Here is a 21,289-nt window from a genome sequence, read left to right as displayed (position 1 = left end):
CCGAAGCTACCCAATGCCAGGCTGGCATGCAGCTTGTAAATAAACGACATCAAGTTGTGTCATCCCTCCGAGATTTGACTGCCGGTCAACCCCACCACGATCAGGAAAGCTGCTATAGCCAATCCCGCCCAGCGGTGTAACCAAACCCGGAACGCACGTTGCATGGTCATCCTGATTCATTCCTCAAAGTATAAGTGTGTTCGAAATACACCCTCCCACTCTATAAGACGTATGAACACGCCAAAACCGGACATCAATCGGGTATAAAAAAAGTAATTAATTGATAAACAAGCAGTATATTTTGGGGCTTTAAACTGTAAACCAAAATTACGCCAGGTCATTGCTGCAGTTGGTTCTTAAATCTGCCGCCTGCTTCCAGCGCAATCAGCAACGATGGCAGTAGTATAATAAGGACCTCTCAGTTCCGTTATTTTGATTGCACGGTAAGATGATTAGCCAACAGAGTATTCAGGGCGTCTCTAAAAATTCAGCGTGTTAAACAAGACAAGGCAGGGACGAAAAATATTAACGCAGCACAGGATTGACAGGTCAGGCGATATTGTTTGTGAATCACAACGCATTGTCATGCAATATGGATTTTAGAGATGCCCTTCAATCGGATGTGTCGCATAATCCATGCCTACAGTAGTCCATGCCACGCCTTTTGTGTGGCGTATTCTCACCGCCCAGGCTGGCCGGATAAAGCCGATAGTTTTAACCTTATGATGAACAATAAATTCAATTTGTGTAGTCAAGCATATTTTCTTTCGTCGTCATGAGCGCGCATGCCATTCTTGCTGCCGAGCTTGGTAAATGCCACTACCTGTATGCGCAACCCAGGGATCGTTTGAAGCAATTCCTCTGGCGAGGCAAGCGAAATTTTTTCAAAGAATTTTGGGCGTTGCAAAAACTGAATCTATCAATTGCACCAGGAGAGGTCGTTGGGATTATTGGTCGCAATGGATCTGGAAAATCTACACTTTTGCAACTTATCTGCGGGACATTGACGCCCACCTGTGGAGAAATAATTATTCATGGCAGGTTGGCCGCCTTACTCGAACTAGGGGCAGGTTTCAATCCGGATTTCACCGGGCGTGAAAATATCTGGATGAATGCAACCATTATCGGACTGACCCAGCAGCAAATCAGTGAACGAATAGAATCGATAATTACCTTTTCCGGGATCGGGGATTTTATAGATCAGCCCGTCAAGACTTACTCCAGCGGCATGTATGTCCGGCTTGCCTTCTCTATTGCTATCAATACGGACCCGGATATTCTGGTCATTGATGAAGCCTTATCTGTTGGTGATGGGTCATTTGCCAGAAAATCCTTTGAATGCATCATGCAATTGCGCGATAGGGGTAAAACAATTTTATTTTGTTCTCATTCTTTGTTTCAGGTTGAGTCTCTCTGTAATCGCGCTATCTGGCTGGATCGAGGAAAATTGATGGCTGAGGGAGAAGTCAAGTTAGTCGTAGCGGCTTATCAATCTTTTTTGGACAAACAAGAGACAAAAGATGAGGTGATTGGTGCTGCTTCACAGTTATTTGCAGAAAATGAGCCGGCAGCTTCTACCTCAGGTCATGCCGTATCTGGTCACGCGCGCCTCAAAAGTGTGCAGGTGGAAGTTGACGGCAAATGTTGTCGCCATGCTATCGCCAGTAGCGAACAATCCACACTTTCAGCTTCAGTCAGTTTTGTTTCTGACCTCCATATTCCCTGCCCAACCGTAGGGATCACGCTGCATCTGATAGATGGCAGGGTACTGGCCAGCGCGGGAACTTTCGAGGATGGGATTGTTTTGTCGCGCAAAGATAACGGGGATGGCGCGGTTTCTTTGGTTATCAGTAACCTGCCGCTTCTGAAGGGAGAATACATGCTCAGTGTCTTTTTGCTTTGTGAGCGCGGCATTCACTTATACGATTCAGCCTTGAGTATCGCTACGATACGCGTCCAGCAACAGGGGCGATTACAGGGGTATTTTGCGCTTGCGCACCAGTGGATTTTTAATGATGAAATATAACATGCTCAAATTTGAGCAGACTTCCTGTCAGGTAACATCGAATGTTGTTCCTGGAACAGGCCGCCATACGATGCGTTCATCGGATATCAATCTGGCGGATTGTAAAAACCTGACATTCCCATTAAATGTCTATGCTCATGTGTTGCTGCTGGAAACCGGGCAGGTAGAGGCGCTGCACTATGGTATTTTTGACAATTGTGAAGTGACTATTCCGCAAGCACAACAGGCTGCAACGGATTTGCTGTTATCACATCTTCCCGATACTACAAAAAAAATTCTGGAAGTTGGCGTGGGATTGGGAACCACGTTTGCTGAGCTAAAGCTGCGGGGTTATCAAGTGCAGGGCATTACCCCTGATTCCGCACAAATAGCCATCTTGAATAAACGGTTTGGTCAAGATCTTTCCATTGACTGTCAGCATTTCGAGAATTACCAGGCCAGCCCGGAGAGTTGGGATCTCATCCTGTTTCAGGAATCAGCGCAATACATTGAACCATTGGAGATTTTCAACCAGGCATTGCATTTACTGCCGATTGGCGGCGATATCCTGATCATGGATGAGTTTTCCTTGCGCCGTGAAAAATCAGGCAGTGAAGGGCTGCATTCCTTGCACGACATGATTCGGTTGGCTGAAAGGATGGGGTTCAAGCTGACAGAGCAGATAGATTTATCTACTCTGGCCGCGCCGACCTTAACGCATTTGCTGCGCTTGACAACAAAATTCAAGGATTACCTGATGTCAGAGCTGTCACTGGATGGCGAAACGTTGGACAAACTGGATGAATCCAACAAAAATTATCAACGCCGATATGCTGACGGTTTATTCGGTTATGCCCTGCTCAAATTTAAAAAAACCTCGATTCCCAAATGGCGCGTGGGAATACTTGACGACCGACACACGCCAGAAATGCAGCAGTTGTTCAGCAGAACTTTTGGCCATGACATGTCTCCTCAGATGTGGCATTGGAAATATGGGCAACATGGCAGTCGGGCGCTGGGAGTCTGGCGGAATGATCGCCTGATCGCACATTACGGAGGCATGCTTCGCAGTGCTTTATTATTTGGACAAACCATCACCGCTGTTCAGATTGGTGATGTCATGGTTGATTCAGATGAGCGAGGCATTCTAACTCGTAGAGGTCCTTTTTTTCTCATGGCGGCAACCTTCCAGGAAAGTTATGTCGGCTTCGGCAAACCCATACTGACGGGATACGGCTTTCCAAACGATCGCGCAATGCGGGTTGCCGAGCGCCTCAGACTTTATTCCAGGATTGGCAACATGGTGGAGATCGAATGGCAACCCAAACCAGGAACACCCCATGTATTTACGCGAATCAATGAAATCGATCTGCAGCACGCCATCTGGCAAACATCAACCGTTGATAATCTTTGGCAAAAAATGGCTGTTGATTTCAAAAATGCCATCATTGGCGTGCGGGACAGTGCCTACCTGCGTTATCGCTATCTGGATCATCCGCACCATCACTACCAGCTATTGCTGGTCATTGGCCGCATTGACAGACAGATTCGTGGTTTGATCGTCTTGCGGCATGATTTAAATGAAACTGAAATCATGGATTTGATTGGTCCATTACAGGTCATGCCACTGTTGATCTCGCATGCCAGGAGAGTAACGGGAATGCATCAGAAAAGACGTGTATTTATCCGTATTCCCCAAAATTTCGCTCCCTGTTTCACCCAAACAGGGGGGCGTCGAATCGGGCAGGAAATTCCCATTCCTGCGCCAACCTGGAGTCAGGGTTTACATTCGGAAAAATTACAGGATCTTTGGTGGTTAACGGGGGGCGACATGGATTTTAGATAAAGTACTCTTATTTTTAATGCGGGCACGATATAACCCTTCACTTGAACATGGAGAGAAAAAGTGATCGGAAGCGCCTCGCAACCCCTTTGAGCGTATAAGAAATTCTCGTCGATTGATTGCTATTCGGGTTTGCGGGTATGTTGTACGTAAACTTTTTTTCCAATTCACTGGCCCTTCCGCCAATAAAAGAGCAACTCCCCGCAACGCCTACTGAGGGATATTTTTCTGCCAGATAGCGCAGTCCTGCATGATATCTTTCTGTTACTTTACCATGTGAATAGTGCTGAAATTTAAGCGGAAATACTTTTACATCGATTCCATGCCTTTCCTGCGCGTTAATGGAAAAATCTTCTGCATACAAATCAAATGTCAAATTTTCATCAAAGCGAAGGAGCGCATGCTTAGCGAGCAATGATGTATGAACCAGAATACTCTGGCAATCGAGGGTTTGCACTTTGACTGTATCCGGTATTTCATTTCCAGCATCCAGTGGATTAGAGCCGTCTTTATTGCTACAAATGTGTTTTCCATATCCAACAGGTACATCATGTTCAAAATTTACACCGAAGGTGCCATAGACGTTCTCCGGATCTAAACTATCTACTATGGCCAAGTCACACTTGATTTCGAAATCCTCGTGAACAAAAAACAGCCAGCAATCATTATTGATTTGATTTTCAATGACTTCATTATAAATCATGGGCAAGCCACGATTGAGTTGCCGGTTATCAATGCTGATTAAATCATAACCATTAACATTGGCATTCGATGTGAAAAACCTGCTGTACATTTCCGGGGTAATGAAAACGGTCACCAATTTTATGTCGTGCATACATCAAGCTCTCAGATTAAGTACGGGATGTGTATAGCGGTTACCAATCATTATTGCGTGTCTCAGTTGTCCAAATTGAACAACATCTTCTTCAGAAGCGTAGTCTCGTAATGACTCAAATAATGCCTTGAAATCGTCCGCATGAATGAAATTCAGGGAATCAATATTGTGTTTTTTGATCAGGTGTGCAAAATCGAGTATGCCTTTCTGGATTTCCGCTGAAACAAGTTGTCGTTTTTTCTCATGTTCACTAGTTGTACCGGTCACTGGAACAAAATTCCCGTCAATACAATCAATATGGACTACTCCATTTTTGGGAGACGAGGTTATCAGCTCGATCAAATTAAGATACTCGAGAAACTGTGACTGATCTCCCTCAAACAAGAAGCCGGTTTTGTTCTGCTTGTATGCCACGCCGTCATTCACACCGAGATAAATTCCATGCAGACGTTTCGCCGGGTAATTCCAAAGCTCCAGCAGTTTTACAAGAGAGTTTTGTATGCTTCCTCCCCAGCCCACATCGACAATAACGATATCATCCTGGTCAAAGCAATTCATCTCCGAGAGATAGTCAAAAAGCATGTCACGCTCCGAGACCACCTTTTCCATAATCGACTGCTTATGTCGCAAAATGCAAGTGTGTATGTCTTGTTCAGCCCACTTTGACGGATCCGGACCGATGTTTTTCAGATCCGCTTCCAGGTTATCCAGATCGGTATAGCCGAATCGTTCCAGAATATCTTTCGCACTGGCATTGCCCAATGGCCCAATGAATTGTTTCAGTGCTTCCTCATCATCCGCATGTGTCAGGCTCTTGAGCGAAGGGAAAAGCATGCAGCGGCGGGAAGCCATTAAATACGCAGCTTGGACGTCATCATAAAGCAATTGGTATACCTGGCTCATGATGTCACCATCGCGCGCAAGAAAGTAGATTTTATCGCACGATAATTTTCGGCTCGCAAGCTGTTCATGGATAAAACCGCAGAAAGCAGATATCAGCGCCCCACCGTACAAGAAGCCAAATTGGCTCCAATAATCAGGTGGCTGATCGTGAAAGCCTGATTTCCAGTAGCGGAAAGTAGCGAGTAAGAAAGACAAACCAAGACTGTGCTTCGAATTGAGAAAGTCTACTTTGGAATACAGAAATGAATCTTGCCGATAATATACGTCGTGCTCCATAAAATGGAATGCGTCAAATCCATGGGCTTGTGGCTGTGAAAAATCGGAAATACGGTTGTCTCCAATGTGAATGGTAGAACCGATACTTTCAGGAATATTCTTTTTCAGCCATTCAAATCTGCTGCCATCACCCTTCAATAGATCATCTTCCGATGAAACATATACACCTTCATAAGTGCAAAACCCATTCTCATTCAGAATTCTGGAGACGGTCTCTTTGTCCAGATACATATCCGAAACAAAATATACTTTCTTTCCGGCATCCAGTAGTTTTAAATAAAAGTCATAGACTTCCGGGTGAGCCACGCAGAATTTAAGCTCTGCTGAAATTTCTGCTTCAATTGAGTCGCCTGGCAAGTTGTTATAAATCTCAAGGATGCTGATTTCTTTGCGATCCTTATACTGCTTGCGAGTTTCTGCTTCCTGCTGAATTCGTCTCAAATGAAAATCGGGGGTTTTTGTTCTGAACGAGATATATTCAAATATATCAGTTGGTTTTTTAAAAAACCGACTGATTGCAGTATCAAATACATCGAAGAAGAAATAGTCGTATTTCGTGATGTCAATGGTTGAAAGCGGCAGGTAGTGGTGTTTTTCTAATCTCGCTGCTGGTTTGGCCTTTAATCTGGGAGTAATTGCCTCGTGGTTTTTGTGAAGTGCCCTCAAACGCCACCTTATTCCGTTTAGGCCCTCGTTACGTAAGATGCTAAAAATACGTCGCAAGAGTTTATAACCTGATTCGCGGCGATAGTATTGAAGGGCTAAATGGGATACGGGTTTTCCGTATTGCAAAATTTTTCGTGTTGTTTGACTAAAAAAACGAACAGGCGCTGTCAGCTTCCAGCTTCTTGAATCAAAAATTTCCGCAACAGTGGATCTCAGTTGCATAATCTGCTCATTGCGTTCGGACGTCGTTTGGTTAAGCGCCGCGATTTGCTTCTCGTTTTCGGACACCACTTGGTTAAGGGTTTGGTTAAGCGTGGCGATGCGCTCTTCGTTTTCGAACACCGTTTGGTTAAGGGTAACGATCCGCACTTCGTGCTCAGCTTGCAATCGTTCCTTTTCTGCGAGCAGGCACCGTAATTCATTTTCTGAATGGGCGGAACGTCCCAATTGTTGCTGCAGCAAAATAAGTTGCTGGTGAAAATCCGCCACGAGATGATCGAAATCGTCTGCTGTCCATCTGCGCCACCACTTTTTCCATACCTGCAAACGAAATTGTCGCTGTAGCGGCAAATTATGCGTCAAAGGCTGCGACATGCCGGAGCTACCGAGCTGTACACGGTAGGCGGCACTTACCTTTTCTGAGTGCACAAAATCAGTTTTCCGGGCAACTTGAAGCCAGAAATCCCAGTCTTCGTAGCTGTCAAGATTTTCGTCGAACCTGCAACCCTGCTCAACCAAAATACGCTTGAAAAGTACGGCATGGATGGGAATAAAGTTCCCTGCCATCAATCGGGCTGCAGAAAAGGACTGGTTAAAAACTCCGGAAATTATTCCCGCTTCACCTTCAATTCTCACTCCAGTATAGGCAGCCAAATGGTTTCGCGCATTTTTCAAAGACTCGATCAGATTGGCAATATGATCTGGGTCAAAAAAATCATCATCATCCAGAAAAATGCAATATTCGCCCCTCGCAAGATCCAAGCCACAATTTGCCGCATGGCTGCGTTTTAATGGCCTGCCTGAACCGAATATCCTCAATGGAAATCTTCCGCACCATTCGCTAATTTCACGATGTGTCCCCCCTATCGCATTTACGACCACCACTTCGATATTCGGATAAGTCTGCAATGCAACGGAATCCAGCGCATCGGATAACGTAGCTCGATCCATGCTACGAATAATGACGCTTATCAAGGGAAGATCCTTGCTATCCAGTGGAACACCCAGTGATTTTTGTCGGGTATGCTCGGATTGATATAACTTGAGCGGATCACTCGCCATTTCTTCTGCGGAAAGAAGGATATAAGCTTCAGCTGCCTCGACCTTTGCCGGGAGCGTATAGGTCCGATAATGATTCAGTGATGCGATATGAAGATCGTAACGCTGCCTGGTATTTTGTGAGATAAAACATTTCATGGCAGCAGCTTTGCGCGCTACCACCTCACTGATATCGAGCAGAAGGTTGGGGCGAAGTGGAATACCAACTTCATACAAAGCAACGCGTATATTTGAGCCAATACGCCGGACAGCTTCGATGACAGCCATTGCCAGCATGCGGTGATCCGGGTGCATTTCAAATACAGATGGCGCATAAACCAAATCAGCACCTGTTTCACGAATTGCCGTCAGAATTTCCTGAATCAGTTTTTCATCATAGTGAATCTGTCGATCTGGATAGTTCCAGAAAAGCGGCTTGCCATAACCGAGAATTTCGGCTGCGGCGATACTTTCATTTTGGCGCTGCGATATATAACTATCAGCTTGATCTTCACTGATGTCATACCCGCCATCAGTAACAATAATGACATGGACGGCAGCACCATGTTCAATATGACGCATAATAGCCCCACCGCAGCCAAATACTTCATCGTCGGGGTGTGGCGCAAAGATAAGCGCACAGGTGCAGGAAATTTCTGTTACGGAATGATTAGGTACGAGTAGATTTTCCAAGCGTTTTCTCAGTATCTGGTCTAAATATTTTACATCGAGCGATACCGTATTTTAATTATGCCATCCTGGAATCGGCCCGGTATGTCAATCTGGAACGTTTGTCAGCGACTGACCCGCATCAATTTAGTCGATTCTGCTGTCAAGCCCATGTTCGGCGATTTCTGCGGCGCGCAATAACGCTTTTGCCTTATTTTGTGTTTCAACCCATTCATTTTGAGGAATGGAGTCCGCTACAATACCGGCGCCAGCCTGAACATGCAGCCACCCGTCCTTGATCACGCCGGTGCGTATCGCAATCGCCAGATCAAGATCGCCATTAAAACCGAGGTAGCCAACCGCACCGGCGTAAATGCCGCGTTTGGAAATCTCCAGCTCGTCGATGATCTGCATGGCGCGTACTTTTGGCGCGCCACTGACCGTCCCGGCGGGAAAGGTTGCACGCAACACGTCGATGGCGTTCAAACCCGGTTTGAGCTTGCCTTCCACATTGGAAACAATATGCATGACGTGTGAGTAACGCTCGATTTGCATATTTTCGGTTACCTTTACCGTGCCGGTCTGCGCCACCCGCCCGATGTCATTACGTCCGAGATCCATCAACATGATGTGTTCCGCGCGCTCTTTCGGATCAGCCAGCAGTTCCGTCGCCAGTACCTGATCCTGCTCCGCATTCTGCCCACGCGGCCGGGTTCCCGCAATAGGGCGCACGGTAACGATATCATTTTCCAGTCTGACCAGAATTTCAGGTGAAGCACCGACGATATGAAAATCTCCCAAATGGTAATAAAACATGTAGGGAGAAGGATTGAGACTGCGCAGCGCCCGGTATAACGCCAGTGGTGACGCTGCATAAGGTTTGCTTGTGCGTTGTGAAAGCACCACCTGCATGATGTCGCCTTCGATGATGTATTGCTTGGCTTTCTCCACTGCGGCGAGAAAATCCTGTTCGTGAAATTCACAGCTGGCAGGCTGAGAATCACTCGGTTTTTCATCAGGAATAGGGAGCGCCAGGCGTAATTTTGCGAGCAGTTCCTTTAGCCGATTGATGCCAAGCTGATAGGCATTCTGTTGCGCTGGATCAGCATAGATAATCAGATAGAGCTTGCCAGAAAGATTATCTACCACCACCACTTCTTCCGATAGCAGCAACAAAACGTCCGGGGTGTGCAGTGTGTTTGGTTGTGCCTGCCCTGCCAGGCGGGGCTCAATGTAGCGCACACTGTCGTAGCCAAAATAACCCGCCAGACCTCCGCCAAATCGTGGCAATGCCGCATTGGGCGCAACCTTGAATTTTGCAAGGAATGTTTCAATATAATCAAGCGCATTATCAGTATCAAATTTGCTGGTTATACTGCCCGAAACCGTCTGCACGAGATTATCATAGGCTTCAAGCCGGGTTCTGGCCGGGAGGCCAATTACCGAGTAGCGTCCAAAACGTTCGCCACCTACTACTGATTCAAGCAGATAGGAGTAGGGTTGATTGGCAAGCTTGAGATAAACAGAGAGTGGCGTATCAAGATCGGCGAAGGTTTGCAGCACCAGTGGAATTCGGTTGTAGCCCTGCAACGCCAATGCGCTGAACTCATTTTCAGTCAAACATTGATTCATGAATGGTGATTAGGGTCTGACATGGTGATTGCATCCGTTTATTCGCGGATACGTTAGCGGGACAGAGTAATACATCCGGCTGCTTCAAGAATCGAGCTGACAACAGCATCACAATCCAGTTCGCGCACATCGCGTCCTTCATTGTAGCCATAAGGAACACAAAAAACATGACAGCCAGCTGCCCTTGCGGCAAGGGCATCATTCAGCGAATCGCCGATCAGCAGTGCGGATTCGGGTAAAACTTTAAATTGTTCACAAGCGTGCAGAAGCGGCAGAGGGTCAGGTTTGCAGCGAGGCAGGCTGTCACCAGACAGAACCAGTTCAAAATAATCCAGCAGGCCGGCTGCGCGCAATAACGGCAGAGTAAAGGCTTCTGCTTTATTGGTGATGCAGATCAGATGAAAGCCATTCTGTTTGAGACGATCAAGCCCGGTGATGACATCAGGATAGGGGCGCGTATGAACATGCAGGTGTCTGGCATAGCAGCGTTCATATATGGGCAGCGCCTGCGCGAATAGCTCCGGATCAGGCTCACCATCCAGACTGTTGGTCAATGTTCGTTTGACGAGCCGAGGCACGCCCTTGCCGATAAAGTGTTGAATGGCGGATAACGGTAACGTTTCCCGCTGTAGCTCGCGCAACATCTCATTGGCGGCCTCCGCCAGATCTTCTGCGGTATCGAGCAGCGTGCCATCCAGGTCGATAATAACGATCCGCACTGCTATCGGAAACCGCATCGCACTTGCTGACGAGCCACTTTGAGTATTCATGTGCATGGATACAATTAGAGTTATGAAGTCGCTTTGGCCAATTCTGCACGCAGGGCTGCAATGACGCTATCATAGCGATGTGGATCGCTATCCCTGCCCGCACCAAAAATGGCGGAACCCGCAACAAATGTATCTGCACCAGCACGCGCAATCTGCGCAATATTATCCACCTTCACCCCCCCATCGATTTCCAGCAGAATGCTGCGACCACTGGCATTGATACGTTCCCGGGTAAGCCGCAATTTATTGAGTGCCTCCGGAATGAAGGATTGCCCACCAAAACCGGGATTAACCGACATAATCAGCACCAGATCAATCTTGTCCAGCACATGATCGAGATACGACAGAGGAGTGGCCGGGTTAAACACCAGGCCAGCCTTGCAACCCTGTTCCTTGATCAGTCCGATCGTGCGGTCGATATGACGGGAAGCTTCTGGATGAAAAGAAATAATATTGGCGCCCGCTTTGGCAAAATCTGGAATGATTCGATCAACCGGCTCAACCATCAGATGCACATCGATGACCGCCTTGGTCAATGGACGGATAGCTTCGCATACCAGCGGACCAATAGTCAGGTTAGGTACATAATGGTTATCCATCACATCAAAATGAATGATGTCGGCGCCGGCGTCGAGCACCTGGGTGATCTCCTCCCCCAGCTTGGCGAAGTTTGCTGAAAGGATACTGGGTGCGATTTGAAACATGATTTCTGACCTCAAGTAAAAAGCGTCTATTTTAACTGTAATTCTGCTGGTAGCGGTAACAACGCGCCAAACTTCGTGGAAGAGCCCTGGCGCAGTGCCAGGCACGAAGATATTTACCTGAAAGGGTATGCAACAATGGCTGGGTGCGCTTTAATACTTGTTCTGACAGAGTACGTTACTTTCTACCATACAACGCAGATGCATCAGTCATTGGGATATCACACGCCGGACGAGGCTTACCTGACAGCGAGCGGAAATTATGGTGGCAGTTTACTAAATATACTTAGCTCCCGCCTTTTGCTTTCTTGGGACCGCGTTTCTTCGCCTTAAGTTAACGGCCAGCCATTGCCGTTAACTTTTCGATCTAATCCTTTGAACCAAATAACGGGGTCTTACAATACGAGGTGAGCAAGCCATGCCGACAATATGATGTGGCATAATTGGCGCATTTAGTAAACTGTCGCCGTAATGCGATGCTGCTACATGCTTCCTAAATAGGATTTAGGATTAATTCTTTTCTTCTGGTGAAGACGTGTCTTCCGTCGCTTCCTCAGTCTTGTCGAAATCAGGGGCAGAATCGCGTTCCATAAAAGCAGAGGGAGGTGGTTTTTCCATTGAGTGTCCATCAAGGCTTTTTTTCTCCTCGCATGCACTTAATGCAATAGTCGTGCATGCAATCAATAAATATACATACTTCATAGTTTTTTCCTCAAGTTGATTAGGGTATAGGAAAAATAAATACCTTTTCCCTACGGACTGAATCTACTGAAAGCTGGCTCAATTGTCAAACACGGCGATAATCGATCAAAAAATCGATTAAGGAACCCGGTATCGTATCAGTAGCAAATTTTTCAATTTTTACGTACTCAAAAACGCAGTGATGCTCCTATCATAACGAAATGATAACCTCCCGTTAAGGTATTGAAGGCCTTATCCTGATAGAAGCTGTAGCCATAAGATCCTCTGAGTTTCAGGGAGTCGTTAATGGAATAATTTGCGCCCAGCGCAAGATGATGAAGCATGTTGTCGATTTGCTGGTCTACATCACCCGTTGCTAATCGGAGCTGATTGCCAGTATAGCCAGTTGCTGTATGCCCTCTGGAATGTGAAAGGGTATAGCCGCTGCTGAAGCTCAATTTCCCGGTTGCCTGCCAGTCTGTATTGATTGAGAAGACATAGGTATCGACGAGATAATTGGGTCTGTCACGCAACGCGAACAACACCGTATTTCCGGGTGCCTCGAAGCGTCTGCGGTTAGATGTAATCAGGTATGTCGTAAAATCATTACGCATCCAGCTAAAACTCGCGGTAGTACTCAGTGTTTCATCCGGGGTGAAACTCAGTGAAATTCCCGCAGATTGCTGAGAGTTATTGGTATTTTGCTTGAGTGAAAAGCCATCAGTTATCACCGGCGTGGTCAGGGCGAAAGCCAGACTGTTGTTATTGTTCTTGCGATTTGTGAAATGGTAGTAGCCACTCAACAGAATACTGTCGCTCAGAAGATAGCTCATGGTCGACTTCAAATTAAGTGATTCTGCCGGCTCCGTGAGCAGCCCGGTCTGACTTGCACGCAGATAAGAGGGCGTGATGCGTATGATCAGGCCATCAAGTGGTCGGGTTACCCAATTGATATAGCCTTCGTTGGAGAAGGTGCGCTGTTGATAAAGTGATCGCTGCGGTTGAATACCATTCAGCCCTGTTACTATCGAAGCATCGGTCCAGGTCAGATCCCGGCCAGTATTTTCACCTTTCCAACCAACTGTTATTGTTGATTTGAGTATGCGTGGCCGGAAAGTGGCCGCCAGTCCATAAGTAAAAGATTCAATCGTGTTGATTCTTACCCCGAGTTCCTGAGCACCAAACGGATCGATCAGCCCGCTTGCCGGAAAGGTTGAGTCGTTATCACGGTTGTAATACTTGGCATAACCCTCCAGTCCTGCCCAGGATAATACGGCGGAATTGATGTTGAGAAAGGCGCTATTGGTAACGATCTTACCAGTGCCATAACCGGCAGCCAGCTGATTCTGGGTAAATGAATCCTGATCGAGAATTGACAACCCGTAACCGGAACCTATAGCAGTCAAGCCAAAATTTTTGGTCAATTGGAAATTGTTGGTTAACAGCGTGCTATCTGGTATGAAATGGATGGGGGCATTACTGGGTATGATTCGGTCCGAATTTGCACCAAAGTTGGCAAAATTCGCAAGGGTAAAATCATTCGCCCGATTCTGGAATTTTTCTATTGAACCATCGTAGGTCAGCTGCAAACCGCCTGGTGCACCACTCAGATTTACCGAGAAGCGGTTCATCTGTTCATTAACCGGCATGTCAAAACCGCGCCAGCGCTGTTGCGTTCCTGTATTCGGAGCGGCGCTATTCACATCTCCCCCACCGAGCACAAAGGTGGCAAAACGGTTGCCGTCACGCTGATAACCGTCATAGCTAAAGGTAAGTGAGCCCATACTTCCAAACAGCTCAGGTTTCAAAGCCAATCCACCTCCGTAGGTGAGACGATCGATACTGTAGCGAGTCTGGCCATTTGAATCATCATTGAATCGGGCAACGTAGCCGCTGTTAGCGGAGGTGTAGAGTGGATCGGTGCCACCAGGAACCTGGTTGGGGCTGTAGAGAAAATCAATTCCTCCGGTGGAAGAACGGAAATTTCGGTAATAGCCTGCAAGGCCAATCTTATCCATATCCAGCGCCATCCTGCCTCGATGGGTATAAATGCCATAACCTTGACGCTCCAGTGAGAACACATTGCGCCGTGGATTGCTCACCAGAATGCTGATGTCTGCATCCGGGTAGAAACCGGAACGACTGTTCGAACCGCTTTCCTGATAGTTATAACGCTCCAGAAACTGGGTTCGATCCCCATCCACGCCCCGATGGTAATCAAAGAAGTACAATTTCGGTGTGATTTCAACACTGACTTTATTATCACTTCTGGCCAGTTCATTTTCGGCAAGAAGTAGCTGACTGGTCAAACCTGTGGCTATGAGAAGGGGCAAGCTTATATAAATTTTTATTTTAACGATAGTAAGCTCCTGAGACATCAATATCTGAGATGCTGGTCGATTGAACTACCGTGGACTGCCGCATGACAGCTGCTACAGTTTCTGAGCACCGCACCTGAAATCATTTGCGTGGTCAGCTCGCCTGTCGAGGTACTACCAGATTGACCATGGCGATTGTTGGGTAGCGAGTGGCATTGCAGGCACAGCATGGGCTGACTGACTTCCAGCAGTCGCCGATTGGGTGTACCGTGAGGATTGTGACAACTGGCGCAATTTTCCACCGCCGGGGGATGCTCAAATACATGTGGCCCTCGCACAGCCTGATGACATTGCGTACATTGCTCGGTTCTTCCACCCAGCGTTGTTTTGATGCTGCTATGCTGGTTATGACAATCGGTGCAGGTGATTCCCCCTTCCCGCAACGGGTGATGCGAGATCATGTTGAAGCGGACAAACACATCCTGATGACAGGTGATACACAATTTGGCATGGTTATCCAACCGCAAATTGGCGACATTTGGATCGCCACTGATCTTATCTTTGTGAATGCCATGGCAATCGATACACTGAATACCAGCCTTGCTATGCTCTGAAACTGCAAAATTCATCTTGCCAGCATCCTTCGCATGCCCCTTTCCGGAAATATGGCAGGAGAAACAGGACTTATCTTCCACCTTGCCCGGAAAAATTTCATCTGCCTTGTGACGATGGAGCTCCGCATCGGCATGGCAGGACAGACAATCTCCATGGTACGCAGTGTGAACCTTGGCTTCGGTATTATCGTGGCAGGAAGTACAAGCTTTGACTGGTGGTTTCGGTGATGTGTTTTCTGCCGAATTCACCGGAGAGGACATGATGGAGATGAGCAACAGAAGCACAATCTGAAATTCAGGCAGGCGAAAAAATCGCCCACATAGGGCTAACAGAAATAATGACGGATTAATCTGTCTCCGTACTAACTCGTTTGTAATAGAACAAACCGTGACACCATATAGTTTCATTACCTCTCCCTTTAGCCATCAAAATTAAAAAAACCGTCACAAACAATGCGTGGTTCATTCCGTTGGCAAGGTAAAAGGTTCAATTAATTAGGCTATGTCATCGTTAATTGTTGGTCACTGCAAATAAACACTATTTATCATTTATAAACAAGCCATTAGCCAAAAAACTAATAATTGATATTTTTCTTTAAATTCATTGGGTTACATGACAACCACTAACTAACGATGACATAGCCATTAATTATTGCGACTGCTGCGGAAAGCAGCTTGGAATAGAAAAACTATTCTCGTTTACTAAAGATAGTTTTAATTATTTGATATAAAAAAGAATTAAAGGAGGAAATGTATGGAAGATGCGTCCTGCAATTCGGAATGCAGGACGATTGGGCCAGAACATTGTAGTAAAAAGATTGGGCTGACACCTGCAAGCATAGACTTCCAAGAAGCATCCTTTGCTAACCGGATATCTATTACGGCTGATGGGTTACAACCCTGCCATTGAGGTTTTGTGGTAGACGTGCGTTTTCAGAATAGAGGGCTTTCAGTTGCAGCAGCTGAGCTTCCGAAATAGTGATGGATTCCATCAGAATATACCAGTCAACGCCTTCGCTGCAGGGTGGAGTAGTCAGTGAACCAGCCAGGGAGAAAACCATTCTTTTGTTCCGTGGCAGCAGTTTTTCTGGGTGAATATTGATGGACTCATCGTTTCTGCTTTCCCCCGCTTCAGAAGGAATGTTGTCGAGAATCGACTGAAGCGTCGAGTTTTCTTTACCTAATCCAATTAACACGCCCAGTACGGCGATTTTTCCATCATCACGCACATGAACGAAATGCAGTTCTGCCGGAAAACTCTGATCACCGATCACATGCTCGCTTGGCTCATGAAAGTGGAACTGGATCAGGGAATAATCCTCATGCCCAACAACCAGCTTTCCAGCATAATTTTCCGAGGTATTGACTTGCACGCCATGGCCGCTATTGAAGAAAACCGGGTGATCAGGCAGGTAATGAATGCGGAGGCGATTGGTCTTATGCTGATTGCTCATGATGGATAAATCCACCGGAGATTGGCGCTGCCCTATACTGCAAGTTGCAAACGGGTACATTTCAGGAATACGGGTTTCGGTCAGATGCTGGATAGAACCCCATTCAGCCTGGTGGTCGTGTGACCAATGTATTTCTTCAGCAAGGCCTTTCATGGCGAAGAAAATCAAAATCAACAGACTCCCACTCAAGAAGATTTCTTTTTTCATAACAGTGTGCTCCTGTATTTTTCAGACTAAATCAGCACGGGTTTTTTCGACAGAAATCGATCATCCTGCTTTTTTCATGACGCGCGCCTTGTTCCGGATTGCTTTTGTTTTGTATCCTGGTTTGAGCGGTTGTACTGTTTGGGGTGTGAACAGGTATCTCGACAGCTGGTTGCTGCGCCCGGAATTTCCCTGTTTCCGGCTGACTTTCTGGCGCTGCCAGGCAGGCGCCACTGATGAATAGACTAATCAGAAATATAAACCTTTGTAATCTCATGTGAATATCTCATTACAGAATTGATCAACCATAACACGGCAGAGCCATCCGAGAAAGGATGAGCCTTCTCGGACGGCCTTGTCGACCTTTTTTGTTATTTTATGCGGCAGGTACTGGTTGTTTGAGCAACGGTAAACCCTCTTGCATTGATCAATTGACCCGTTACGCTTCCTTGAATAAAGGTACGAGTGATCGGTGTAGCACCTGCAGTGATATCTCCCGGATCGCTATCGAAATCAAATTCCACTTCATCACCTATCGCTGGTTTAGAGGCAGATTTTTTGGTGTTACTTCCCGAAACGATTCGAGCAACATAATCCCCCGGGACTAGGTCGCCACCATCGACAGAAACCTTGGAGCGGTTTGATTTTTTTTCACATTTTACCCGTATACTCGCTGCGTCAGCATCAGCAGCCGGTAATGCTGCCGCGAACACGGCCAGTGCTGCGGTCAATACGGTTGAGGTCTTAATCATGGTTAGCTTCATCTTTGTTCTCCATCGAATAATTAAAGTTAACATATCTTCGTAAGGTAAGATAAGCATCTACATGCTCTCTTCTTACCACCCGTTCATTCCGCGTATAGATGAAATAGTTCAAACGCATTAAAAAACCTCAAAAAGGCTGATGTGATTACTTCTGAGGCGGATTCAACTTTGAAGTGCATCAATAGATCAAGTTCATGACTATCCCAAAAATACAAAAAAAGTACTTTTATCTGATTCAGGCTTTTTCAGGTATTTCGCTGGTTCTTTTTATTTCCATGACTGGCCATGCTGATTTCAGTGGCAGCGTGACGGCTACAACAGACTATATCTGGCGGGGTTATTCCAAGAGCGACCGGAAGCCAGCGCTCCAGGCCAATATTGACTATGAGTTCAAATCCGGGATTTATCTCGGTGCATTTGTATCCACGGTAAATTTCAATGATGATGAATTCAGAAATCCTTCCCGGATTGAATTCAAGCCCTATGCTGGCTTTGCCTATGCGCTTTCGGATGATTGGCGATTCAATATCGAATGGACGCGTTACATTTTTAACGGCAGGATATTTGGCCGGACAGTGGACTACAACGAGTTTTATCTTTATGGCCATTTCCGTGATCTGCTAACCGTCAATTTCGGTTTTTCCGAAAATGGTTATCAGCAAAATCACATCTCGTTCAATTCCGAGGTTTCGGGGCGTTATCCGATTGCCGAGGCTATCGAACTATCGGGCACTTTCGGCTACAGCAGACAGGCCAAGGTGCTGAACTATGATGATTTTGTATATCTGAATCTGGGTCTGGTCTGGTATGCCTCCCGGAACCTGGGGCTCGATCTTCGTTATTACAAGGGAGAGTATCTGGGGAAAGAAAAAGAAATCCCTTCAGGGTGGCAATTTCATCCCAGAGTGGTTCATAACAGCGTGGTTTTTTCCATCACAATCGGATTTTGATTCTTTTGCTATGTGTACAATGAACCTTTTATGCATGACAAGGAATAGACGGCTGTAAAACCCGAAATCCGTATTTTTGATGAGTGGAGTAATCACCATGCATGGGTCTTCAGTACCTGAAACACGTCAATCCAGGCCATTTGATTCACATGAGCAGCGGGATCAGGAAAAGAACTTGATTGCAGAAATTGCAGCTGGCAATGAAGTCGCTTTTGAACAACTTTATCATCGTTATTTCAAACGACTATATCAATTCATTTTTCATGTCACCAAGCGTCAGAATGGTATCGAAGAAGTCATCAATGATGTCATGTATGTCGTTTGGGAAAAGGCATCGACTTATGATCAGGTATGTCGACCTTCGACATGGATATTGGGGATCGCGTATCTGAAGGGGTTGAAAAATATTGAACAAAGCCTGACAAGAGAGGACCGATTGGTAGAATTTTGTGATGAACTGGATTATTTTCCTGACAACAGCGCACACTGGGTTTCCCAACTGGAGTTAAGTAACTGGCTTGAAGTTGCGCTCAGCAAACTGTCAGTGGAGCAACGGGCCGTCGTAGAAATGACTTACTATCAGGGTTTGCATTACAATGAAATTGCCAAGATCATGCAGTGCCCTGAGAATACGGTGAAAACCCGGATGTTTCATGCTAGAAAAATCTTGGCCAGACTGCTTCCCGAACTTAATGGCAGGAGTAAATAAATGACGATCACAACTACCCGGACTGTCACTGAAAACGAGCATGAAAGGGCATGGAACCTGTTACCGTGGTACATTAATCGCTCCCTGGATTCCACCGAACAGACGCAGGTAAAAAACCATATCAGGAGCTGTGTCGCCTGCAGAATCGAATTACGGCAGCAACAGCAGCTGTTTGACAAGATACAGCAGACCGAACTGCTACAGCAGGTATCGCAGGTTTCATTTGCCAAACTCAAAAATCAGATTAAGGCCGTTCCAAAACCAACTACGCTGGCCGGCCATAAAAAATACAGGAAGTTGCCAACCGCATCTATGCATCACTGCTCCGGAGCAATGAAGTACGCTGCTCTGGCGGCAAGCCTGTTTTTGCTGGCATCAGTATTAATATTTGAGTCTCCGGTGGATATGCCCAAGTTATCCGGCGAATACCGGACGCTGGCCAACGCAACCGAGAGCATGCCAAAGAATATTGCACGCATTGCCTTTGTGGAAGACAAACTGGAACCCCAGCAAATCGAGGCTATTGTGCATGGGGTGTCAGGCCATATTGTGAAAGGGCCATCCAATAATGGTATCTACGAAATTCAGATCGGCAATTACGAAACCAGCCAACCGGTACTTGATGACGCCATCTTGCAGCTGCGTAACAATGCGCTCGTTATTTTTGCCGAGTTTTCCCAAGGGCAATCTTCTTCTGATTAGGACTATCATGCTGTTGAAAACTCAAACAAAATGCTGTTTATTGGTTTTTGCTCTGATCATGCTGCTGTCAGCTGCTTTGCCAATCCGGGCAGAGCAGGCATTATGGATTGATCCCCAGCTCTTCGATCACGAGCAGGAAAACAATATTATTCTGGTAACTTATACCGAGAAACAGTCCAATCGCATTCAGATTGGCACGGCCAATCAGACTTATCGTCGTCGAGGAGAGTACAGCAGCTCAACCTGGAGTAGAAAAGTAGCCTCGACCATTGAAACGGATTACAAACTAAAAACTCTCTCGCAGTGGCTTATCAGTGCAATCAATGAATATTGCGTAGTTTATCAGGTGGATAGCAATCAACCGCTGAATGAAATCATCAACAAATTATCGAGTGATATCCGTATCAACCATGTTCAAGGATTAAATTATTTTCGGGTGATGGCGGATAGCTACAACGATCCTTATTATCGCCTGCAAACTCATATCCAGCCGATGAATCTGGCTGCAATACATAGCAGGATTACTGGCAAAAATGTAAAGATTGCGATCATTGATACAGGCGTAGACGTTACCCATCCTGATCTTGAAGGGCAGATCAGGGAAACCAGGAATTTCGTCGCCCAGAAATCCCCGGAATTTAATAAAGACCTTCATGGCACGGCAATTGCTGGAGTAATCGTGGCCAAGGCAGACAATGAAGAAGGCATTGTTGGTATTGCACCTGACAGTCACGTCATTGCATTGAAAGCTTGCTGGGAAATCAATACAGGCAGTATAGAAGCGGTCTGTAACAATTTCAGCCTGGCGCTTGCGCTCAATACGGCGATCGAAATGAAGGTCGACATCATTAATTTAAGCCTGACCGGCCCATATGATCCTCTTCTGGCCAAATTAATCGAAACCGCCATTCAACGCGGCATCACCATCATTGCCTCTCAGTCGGACAAGGTGGATGGAAACAACGGGTTTCCGGCTTATCAACCCGGTGTGATTGCCGTTCAGAGTCTGGGTAGCAGGGCGATTAAAACCTCCTCAAAAAATCAGCGATCCACCGTATTTGCACCGGGTGAAGAAATACTGACGACCTTTCCCAAAGGCACTTACGACTTTATTTCTGGAAATTCACTGGCAACAGCCCATGTTTCCGGACTTGCAGCACTATTGTTGCAACAACGCAGCATAACCCGCCAGGAACTTCTTGGGTTGTTGGCAAAAGCCAATTATTCTGGATTCTACAAAATCCTCAGCAATGGCTTGCTGGGCGGCCATCCATTCGTGAAACCGGCAGGCCACATCATGACAACCAGAGCAAGCATGGCCAGACCGTGATTAATG

The 21,289-nt window shown here is 46.4% G+C and carries 19 protein-coding genes; 6 read left to right on the top strand and 13 right to left on the bottom strand.

Features of this window, described 5'->3' with window-relative positions; genetic code table 11:
* Window positions 1-6: 6 nt before the first annotated feature.
* Window positions 7-180, bottom strand: a complete 174-nt coding sequence (locus IPG31_10525; protein MBK6618760.1) for a hypothetical protein — start codon at window positions 178-180, stop codon at window positions 7-9.
* A 419-nt stretch (window positions 181-599) separates the two neighbouring features.
* The gene (locus IPG31_10520) at window positions 600-755 is read right to left on the bottom strand and encodes a hypothetical protein (protein MBK6618759.1); all 156 of its coding nucleotides are present in this window, start codon (window positions 753-755) and stop codon (window positions 600-602) included.
* Between the two features lie 20 nt (window positions 756-775).
* Between IPG31_10520 and IPG31_10515 the strand changes: the two genes are divergently transcribed.
* Together IPG31_10515 and IPG31_10510 are read left to right on the top strand one after the other, a co-directional pair.
* Entirely contained in the window at window positions 776-2,026 is a 1,251-nt protein-coding gene (locus tag IPG31_10515; protein ID MBK6618758.1) for an ABC transporter ATP-binding protein, read from the top strand.
* Window positions 2,013-3,851 (top strand): GNAT family N-acetyltransferase, encoded by a 1,839-nt coding sequence (locus tag IPG31_10510; protein MBK6618757.1) that lies wholly within the window; start codon window positions 2,013-2,015, stop codon window positions 3,849-3,851. The genes IPG31_10515 and IPG31_10510 overlap by 14 nt, the downstream gene beginning before the upstream one ends.
* Window positions 3,852-3,888: 37 nt before the next feature.
* On the opposite strand, the gene IPG31_10505 is transcribed toward IPG31_10510, so the two are convergent.
* The 11 genes from IPG31_10505 to IPG31_10455 all read right to left on the bottom strand — a co-directional run bounded on the left by IPG31_10505 (window position 3,889) and on the right by IPG31_10455 (window position 17,592).
* Window positions 3,889-4,683 (bottom strand): hypothetical protein, encoded by a 795-nt coding sequence (locus IPG31_10505; protein ID MBK6618756.1) that lies wholly within the window; start codon window positions 4,681-4,683, stop codon window positions 3,889-3,891.
* Between the two features lie 3 nt (window positions 4,684-4,686).
* Window positions 4,687-8,478 carry a PIG-L family deacetylase gene (locus IPG31_10500; protein ID MBK6618755.1) on the bottom strand — a complete coding sequence of 1,264 codons (3,792 nt, stop codon included), beginning with the start codon at window positions 8,476-8,478 and terminating at the stop codon, window positions 4,687-4,689.
* A 123-nt stretch (window positions 8,479-8,601) separates the two neighbouring features.
* A complete protein-coding gene (locus IPG31_10495) occupies window positions 8,602-10,086 on the bottom strand; it encodes an anthranilate synthase component I (GenBank protein ID MBK6618754.1) in 1,485 nt (494 codons plus the stop codon).
* Window positions 10,087-10,139: 53 nt separating this feature from the next.
* Window positions 10,140-10,823 carry a phosphoglycolate phosphatase gene (locus tag IPG31_10490; protein ID MBK6618753.1) on the bottom strand — a complete coding sequence of 228 codons (684 nt, stop codon included), beginning with the start codon at window positions 10,821-10,823 and terminating at the stop codon, window positions 10,140-10,142.
* 53 nt (window positions 10,824-10,876) lie between these two features.
* Window positions 10,877-11,560 carry a ribulose-phosphate 3-epimerase gene (gene rpe, locus IPG31_10485; GenBank protein MBK6618752.1) on the bottom strand — a complete coding sequence of 228 codons (684 nt, stop codon included), beginning with the start codon at window positions 11,558-11,560 and terminating at the stop codon, window positions 10,877-10,879.
* Window positions 11,561-12,067: 507 nt separating this feature from the next.
* On the bottom strand, window positions 12,068-12,259 hold the full coding sequence (locus IPG31_10480) for a hypothetical protein (protein ID MBK6618751.1): 192 nt from the start codon (window positions 12,257-12,259) through the stop codon (window positions 12,068-12,070).
* Between the two features lie 167 nt (window positions 12,260-12,426).
* The gene (locus IPG31_10475) at window positions 12,427-14,571 is read right to left on the bottom strand and encodes a hypothetical protein (GenBank protein ID MBK6618750.1); all 2,145 of its coding nucleotides are present in this window, start codon (window positions 14,569-14,571) and stop codon (window positions 12,427-12,429) included.
* 44 nt (window positions 14,572-14,615) lie between these two features.
* Window positions 14,616-15,578 (bottom strand): hypothetical protein, encoded by a 963-nt coding sequence (locus IPG31_10470; protein MBK6618749.1) that lies wholly within the window; start codon window positions 15,576-15,578, stop codon window positions 14,616-14,618.
* Window positions 15,579-16,048: 470 nt separating this feature from the next.
* A complete protein-coding gene (locus IPG31_10465; protein MBK6618748.1) occupies window positions 16,049-16,831 on the bottom strand; it encodes a carbonic anhydrase family protein in 783 nt (260 codons plus the stop codon).
* A gap of 31 nt (window positions 16,832-16,862) precedes the next feature.
* A complete protein-coding gene (locus IPG31_10460) occupies window positions 16,863-17,105 on the bottom strand; it encodes a hypothetical protein (protein ID MBK6618747.1) in 243 nt (80 codons plus the stop codon).
* 94 nt (window positions 17,106-17,199) lie between these two features.
* On the bottom strand, window positions 17,200-17,592 hold the full coding sequence (locus IPG31_10455) for a hypothetical protein (protein ID MBK6618746.1): 393 nt from the start codon (window positions 17,590-17,592) through the stop codon (window positions 17,200-17,202).
* A 275-nt stretch (window positions 17,593-17,867) separates the two neighbouring features.
* Between IPG31_10455 and IPG31_10450 the strand changes: the two genes are divergently transcribed.
* From IPG31_10450 to IPG31_10435, 4 genes are all read left to right on the top strand, one after another.
* Window positions 17,868-18,542 carry a hypothetical protein gene (locus IPG31_10450; protein ID MBK6618745.1) on the top strand — a complete coding sequence of 225 codons (675 nt, stop codon included), beginning with the start codon at window positions 17,868-17,870 and terminating at the stop codon, window positions 18,540-18,542.
* A 97-nt stretch (window positions 18,543-18,639) separates the two neighbouring features.
* Entirely contained in the window at window positions 18,640-19,251 is a 612-nt protein-coding gene (locus IPG31_10445; protein ID MBK6618744.1) for an RNA polymerase sigma factor, read from the top strand.
* Window positions 19,252-19,953 (top strand): zf-HC2 domain-containing protein, encoded by a 702-nt coding sequence (locus IPG31_10440; protein ID MBK6618743.1) that lies wholly within the window; start codon window positions 19,252-19,254, stop codon window positions 19,951-19,953. It abuts the gene before it with no gap.
* 7 nt (window positions 19,954-19,960) lie between these two features.
* Window positions 19,961-21,283 (top strand): S8 family serine peptidase, encoded by a 1,323-nt coding sequence (locus IPG31_10435; GenBank protein MBK6618742.1) that lies wholly within the window; start codon window positions 19,961-19,963, stop codon window positions 21,281-21,283.
* Window positions 21,284-21,289 lie beyond the last annotated feature (6 nt).

Origin of the sequence: Nitrosomonas sp. (assembly GCA_016703745.1) — a bacterium.
Classification (GTDB): domain Bacteria; phylum Pseudomonadota; class Gammaproteobacteria; order Burkholderiales; family Nitrosomonadaceae; genus Nitrosomonas.
The sequence above is the reverse complement of the archived record's forward strand: the minus strand, read 5'-3'. Positions and strand labels throughout refer to the sequence as shown.

Bases quoted from the DNA above. Each gene is read 5' to 3' on its own strand.
- IPG31_10510 (MBK6618757.1), top strand. From the start codon at position 2,013: ATGATGAAATATAACATGCTCAAATTTGAGCAGACTTCCTGTCAGGTA.
- IPG31_10465 (MBK6618748.1), bottom strand. From the start codon at position 16,831: ATGAAAAAAGAAATCTTCTTGAGTGGGAGTCTGTTGATTTTGATTTTC.
- IPG31_10450 (MBK6618745.1), top strand. From the start codon at position 17,868: ATGACTGGCCATGCTGATTTCAGTGGCAGCGTGACGGCTACAACAGAC.
- IPG31_10470 (MBK6618749.1), bottom strand. From the start codon at position 15,578: ATGAAACTATATGGTGTCACGGTTTGTTCTATTACAAACGAGTTAGTA.
- IPG31_10455 (MBK6618746.1), bottom strand. From the start codon at position 17,592: ATGAAGCTAACCATGATTAAGACCTCAACCGTATTGACCGCAGCACTG.
- IPG31_10505 (MBK6618756.1), bottom strand. From the start codon at position 4,683: ATGCACGACATAAAATTGGTGACCGTTTTCATTACCCCGGAAATGTAC.
- IPG31_10460 (MBK6618747.1), bottom strand. From the start codon at position 17,105: ATGAGATTACAAAGGTTTATATTTCTGATTAGTCTATTCATCAGTGGC.
- IPG31_10435 (MBK6618742.1), top strand. From the start codon at position 19,961: ATGCTGTTGAAAACTCAAACAAAATGCTGTTTATTGGTTTTTGCTCTG.
- IPG31_10525 (MBK6618760.1), bottom strand. From the start codon at position 180: ATGAATCAGGATGACCATGCAACGTGCGTTCCGGGTTTGGTTACACCG.
- IPG31_10495 (MBK6618754.1), bottom strand. From the start codon at position 10,086: ATGAATCAATGTTTGACTGAAAATGAGTTCAGCGCATTGGCGTTGCAG.
- IPG31_10490 (MBK6618753.1), bottom strand. From the start codon at position 10,823: ATGCGGTTTCCGATAGCAGTGCGGATCGTTATTATCGACCTGGATGGC.
- rpe (MBK6618752.1), bottom strand. From the start codon at position 11,560: ATGTTTCAAATCGCACCCAGTATCCTTTCAGCAAACTTCGCCAAGCTG.
- IPG31_10515 (MBK6618758.1), top strand. From the start codon at position 776: ATGAGCGCGCATGCCATTCTTGCTGCCGAGCTTGGTAAATGCCACTAC.
- IPG31_10440 (MBK6618743.1), top strand. From the start codon at position 19,252: ATGACGATCACAACTACCCGGACTGTCACTGAAAACGAGCATGAAAGG.
- IPG31_10480 (MBK6618751.1), bottom strand. From the start codon at position 12,259: ATGAAGTATGTATATTTATTGATTGCATGCACGACTATTGCATTAAGT.
- IPG31_10445 (MBK6618744.1), top strand. From the start codon at position 18,640: ATGCATGGGTCTTCAGTACCTGAAACACGTCAATCCAGGCCATTTGAT.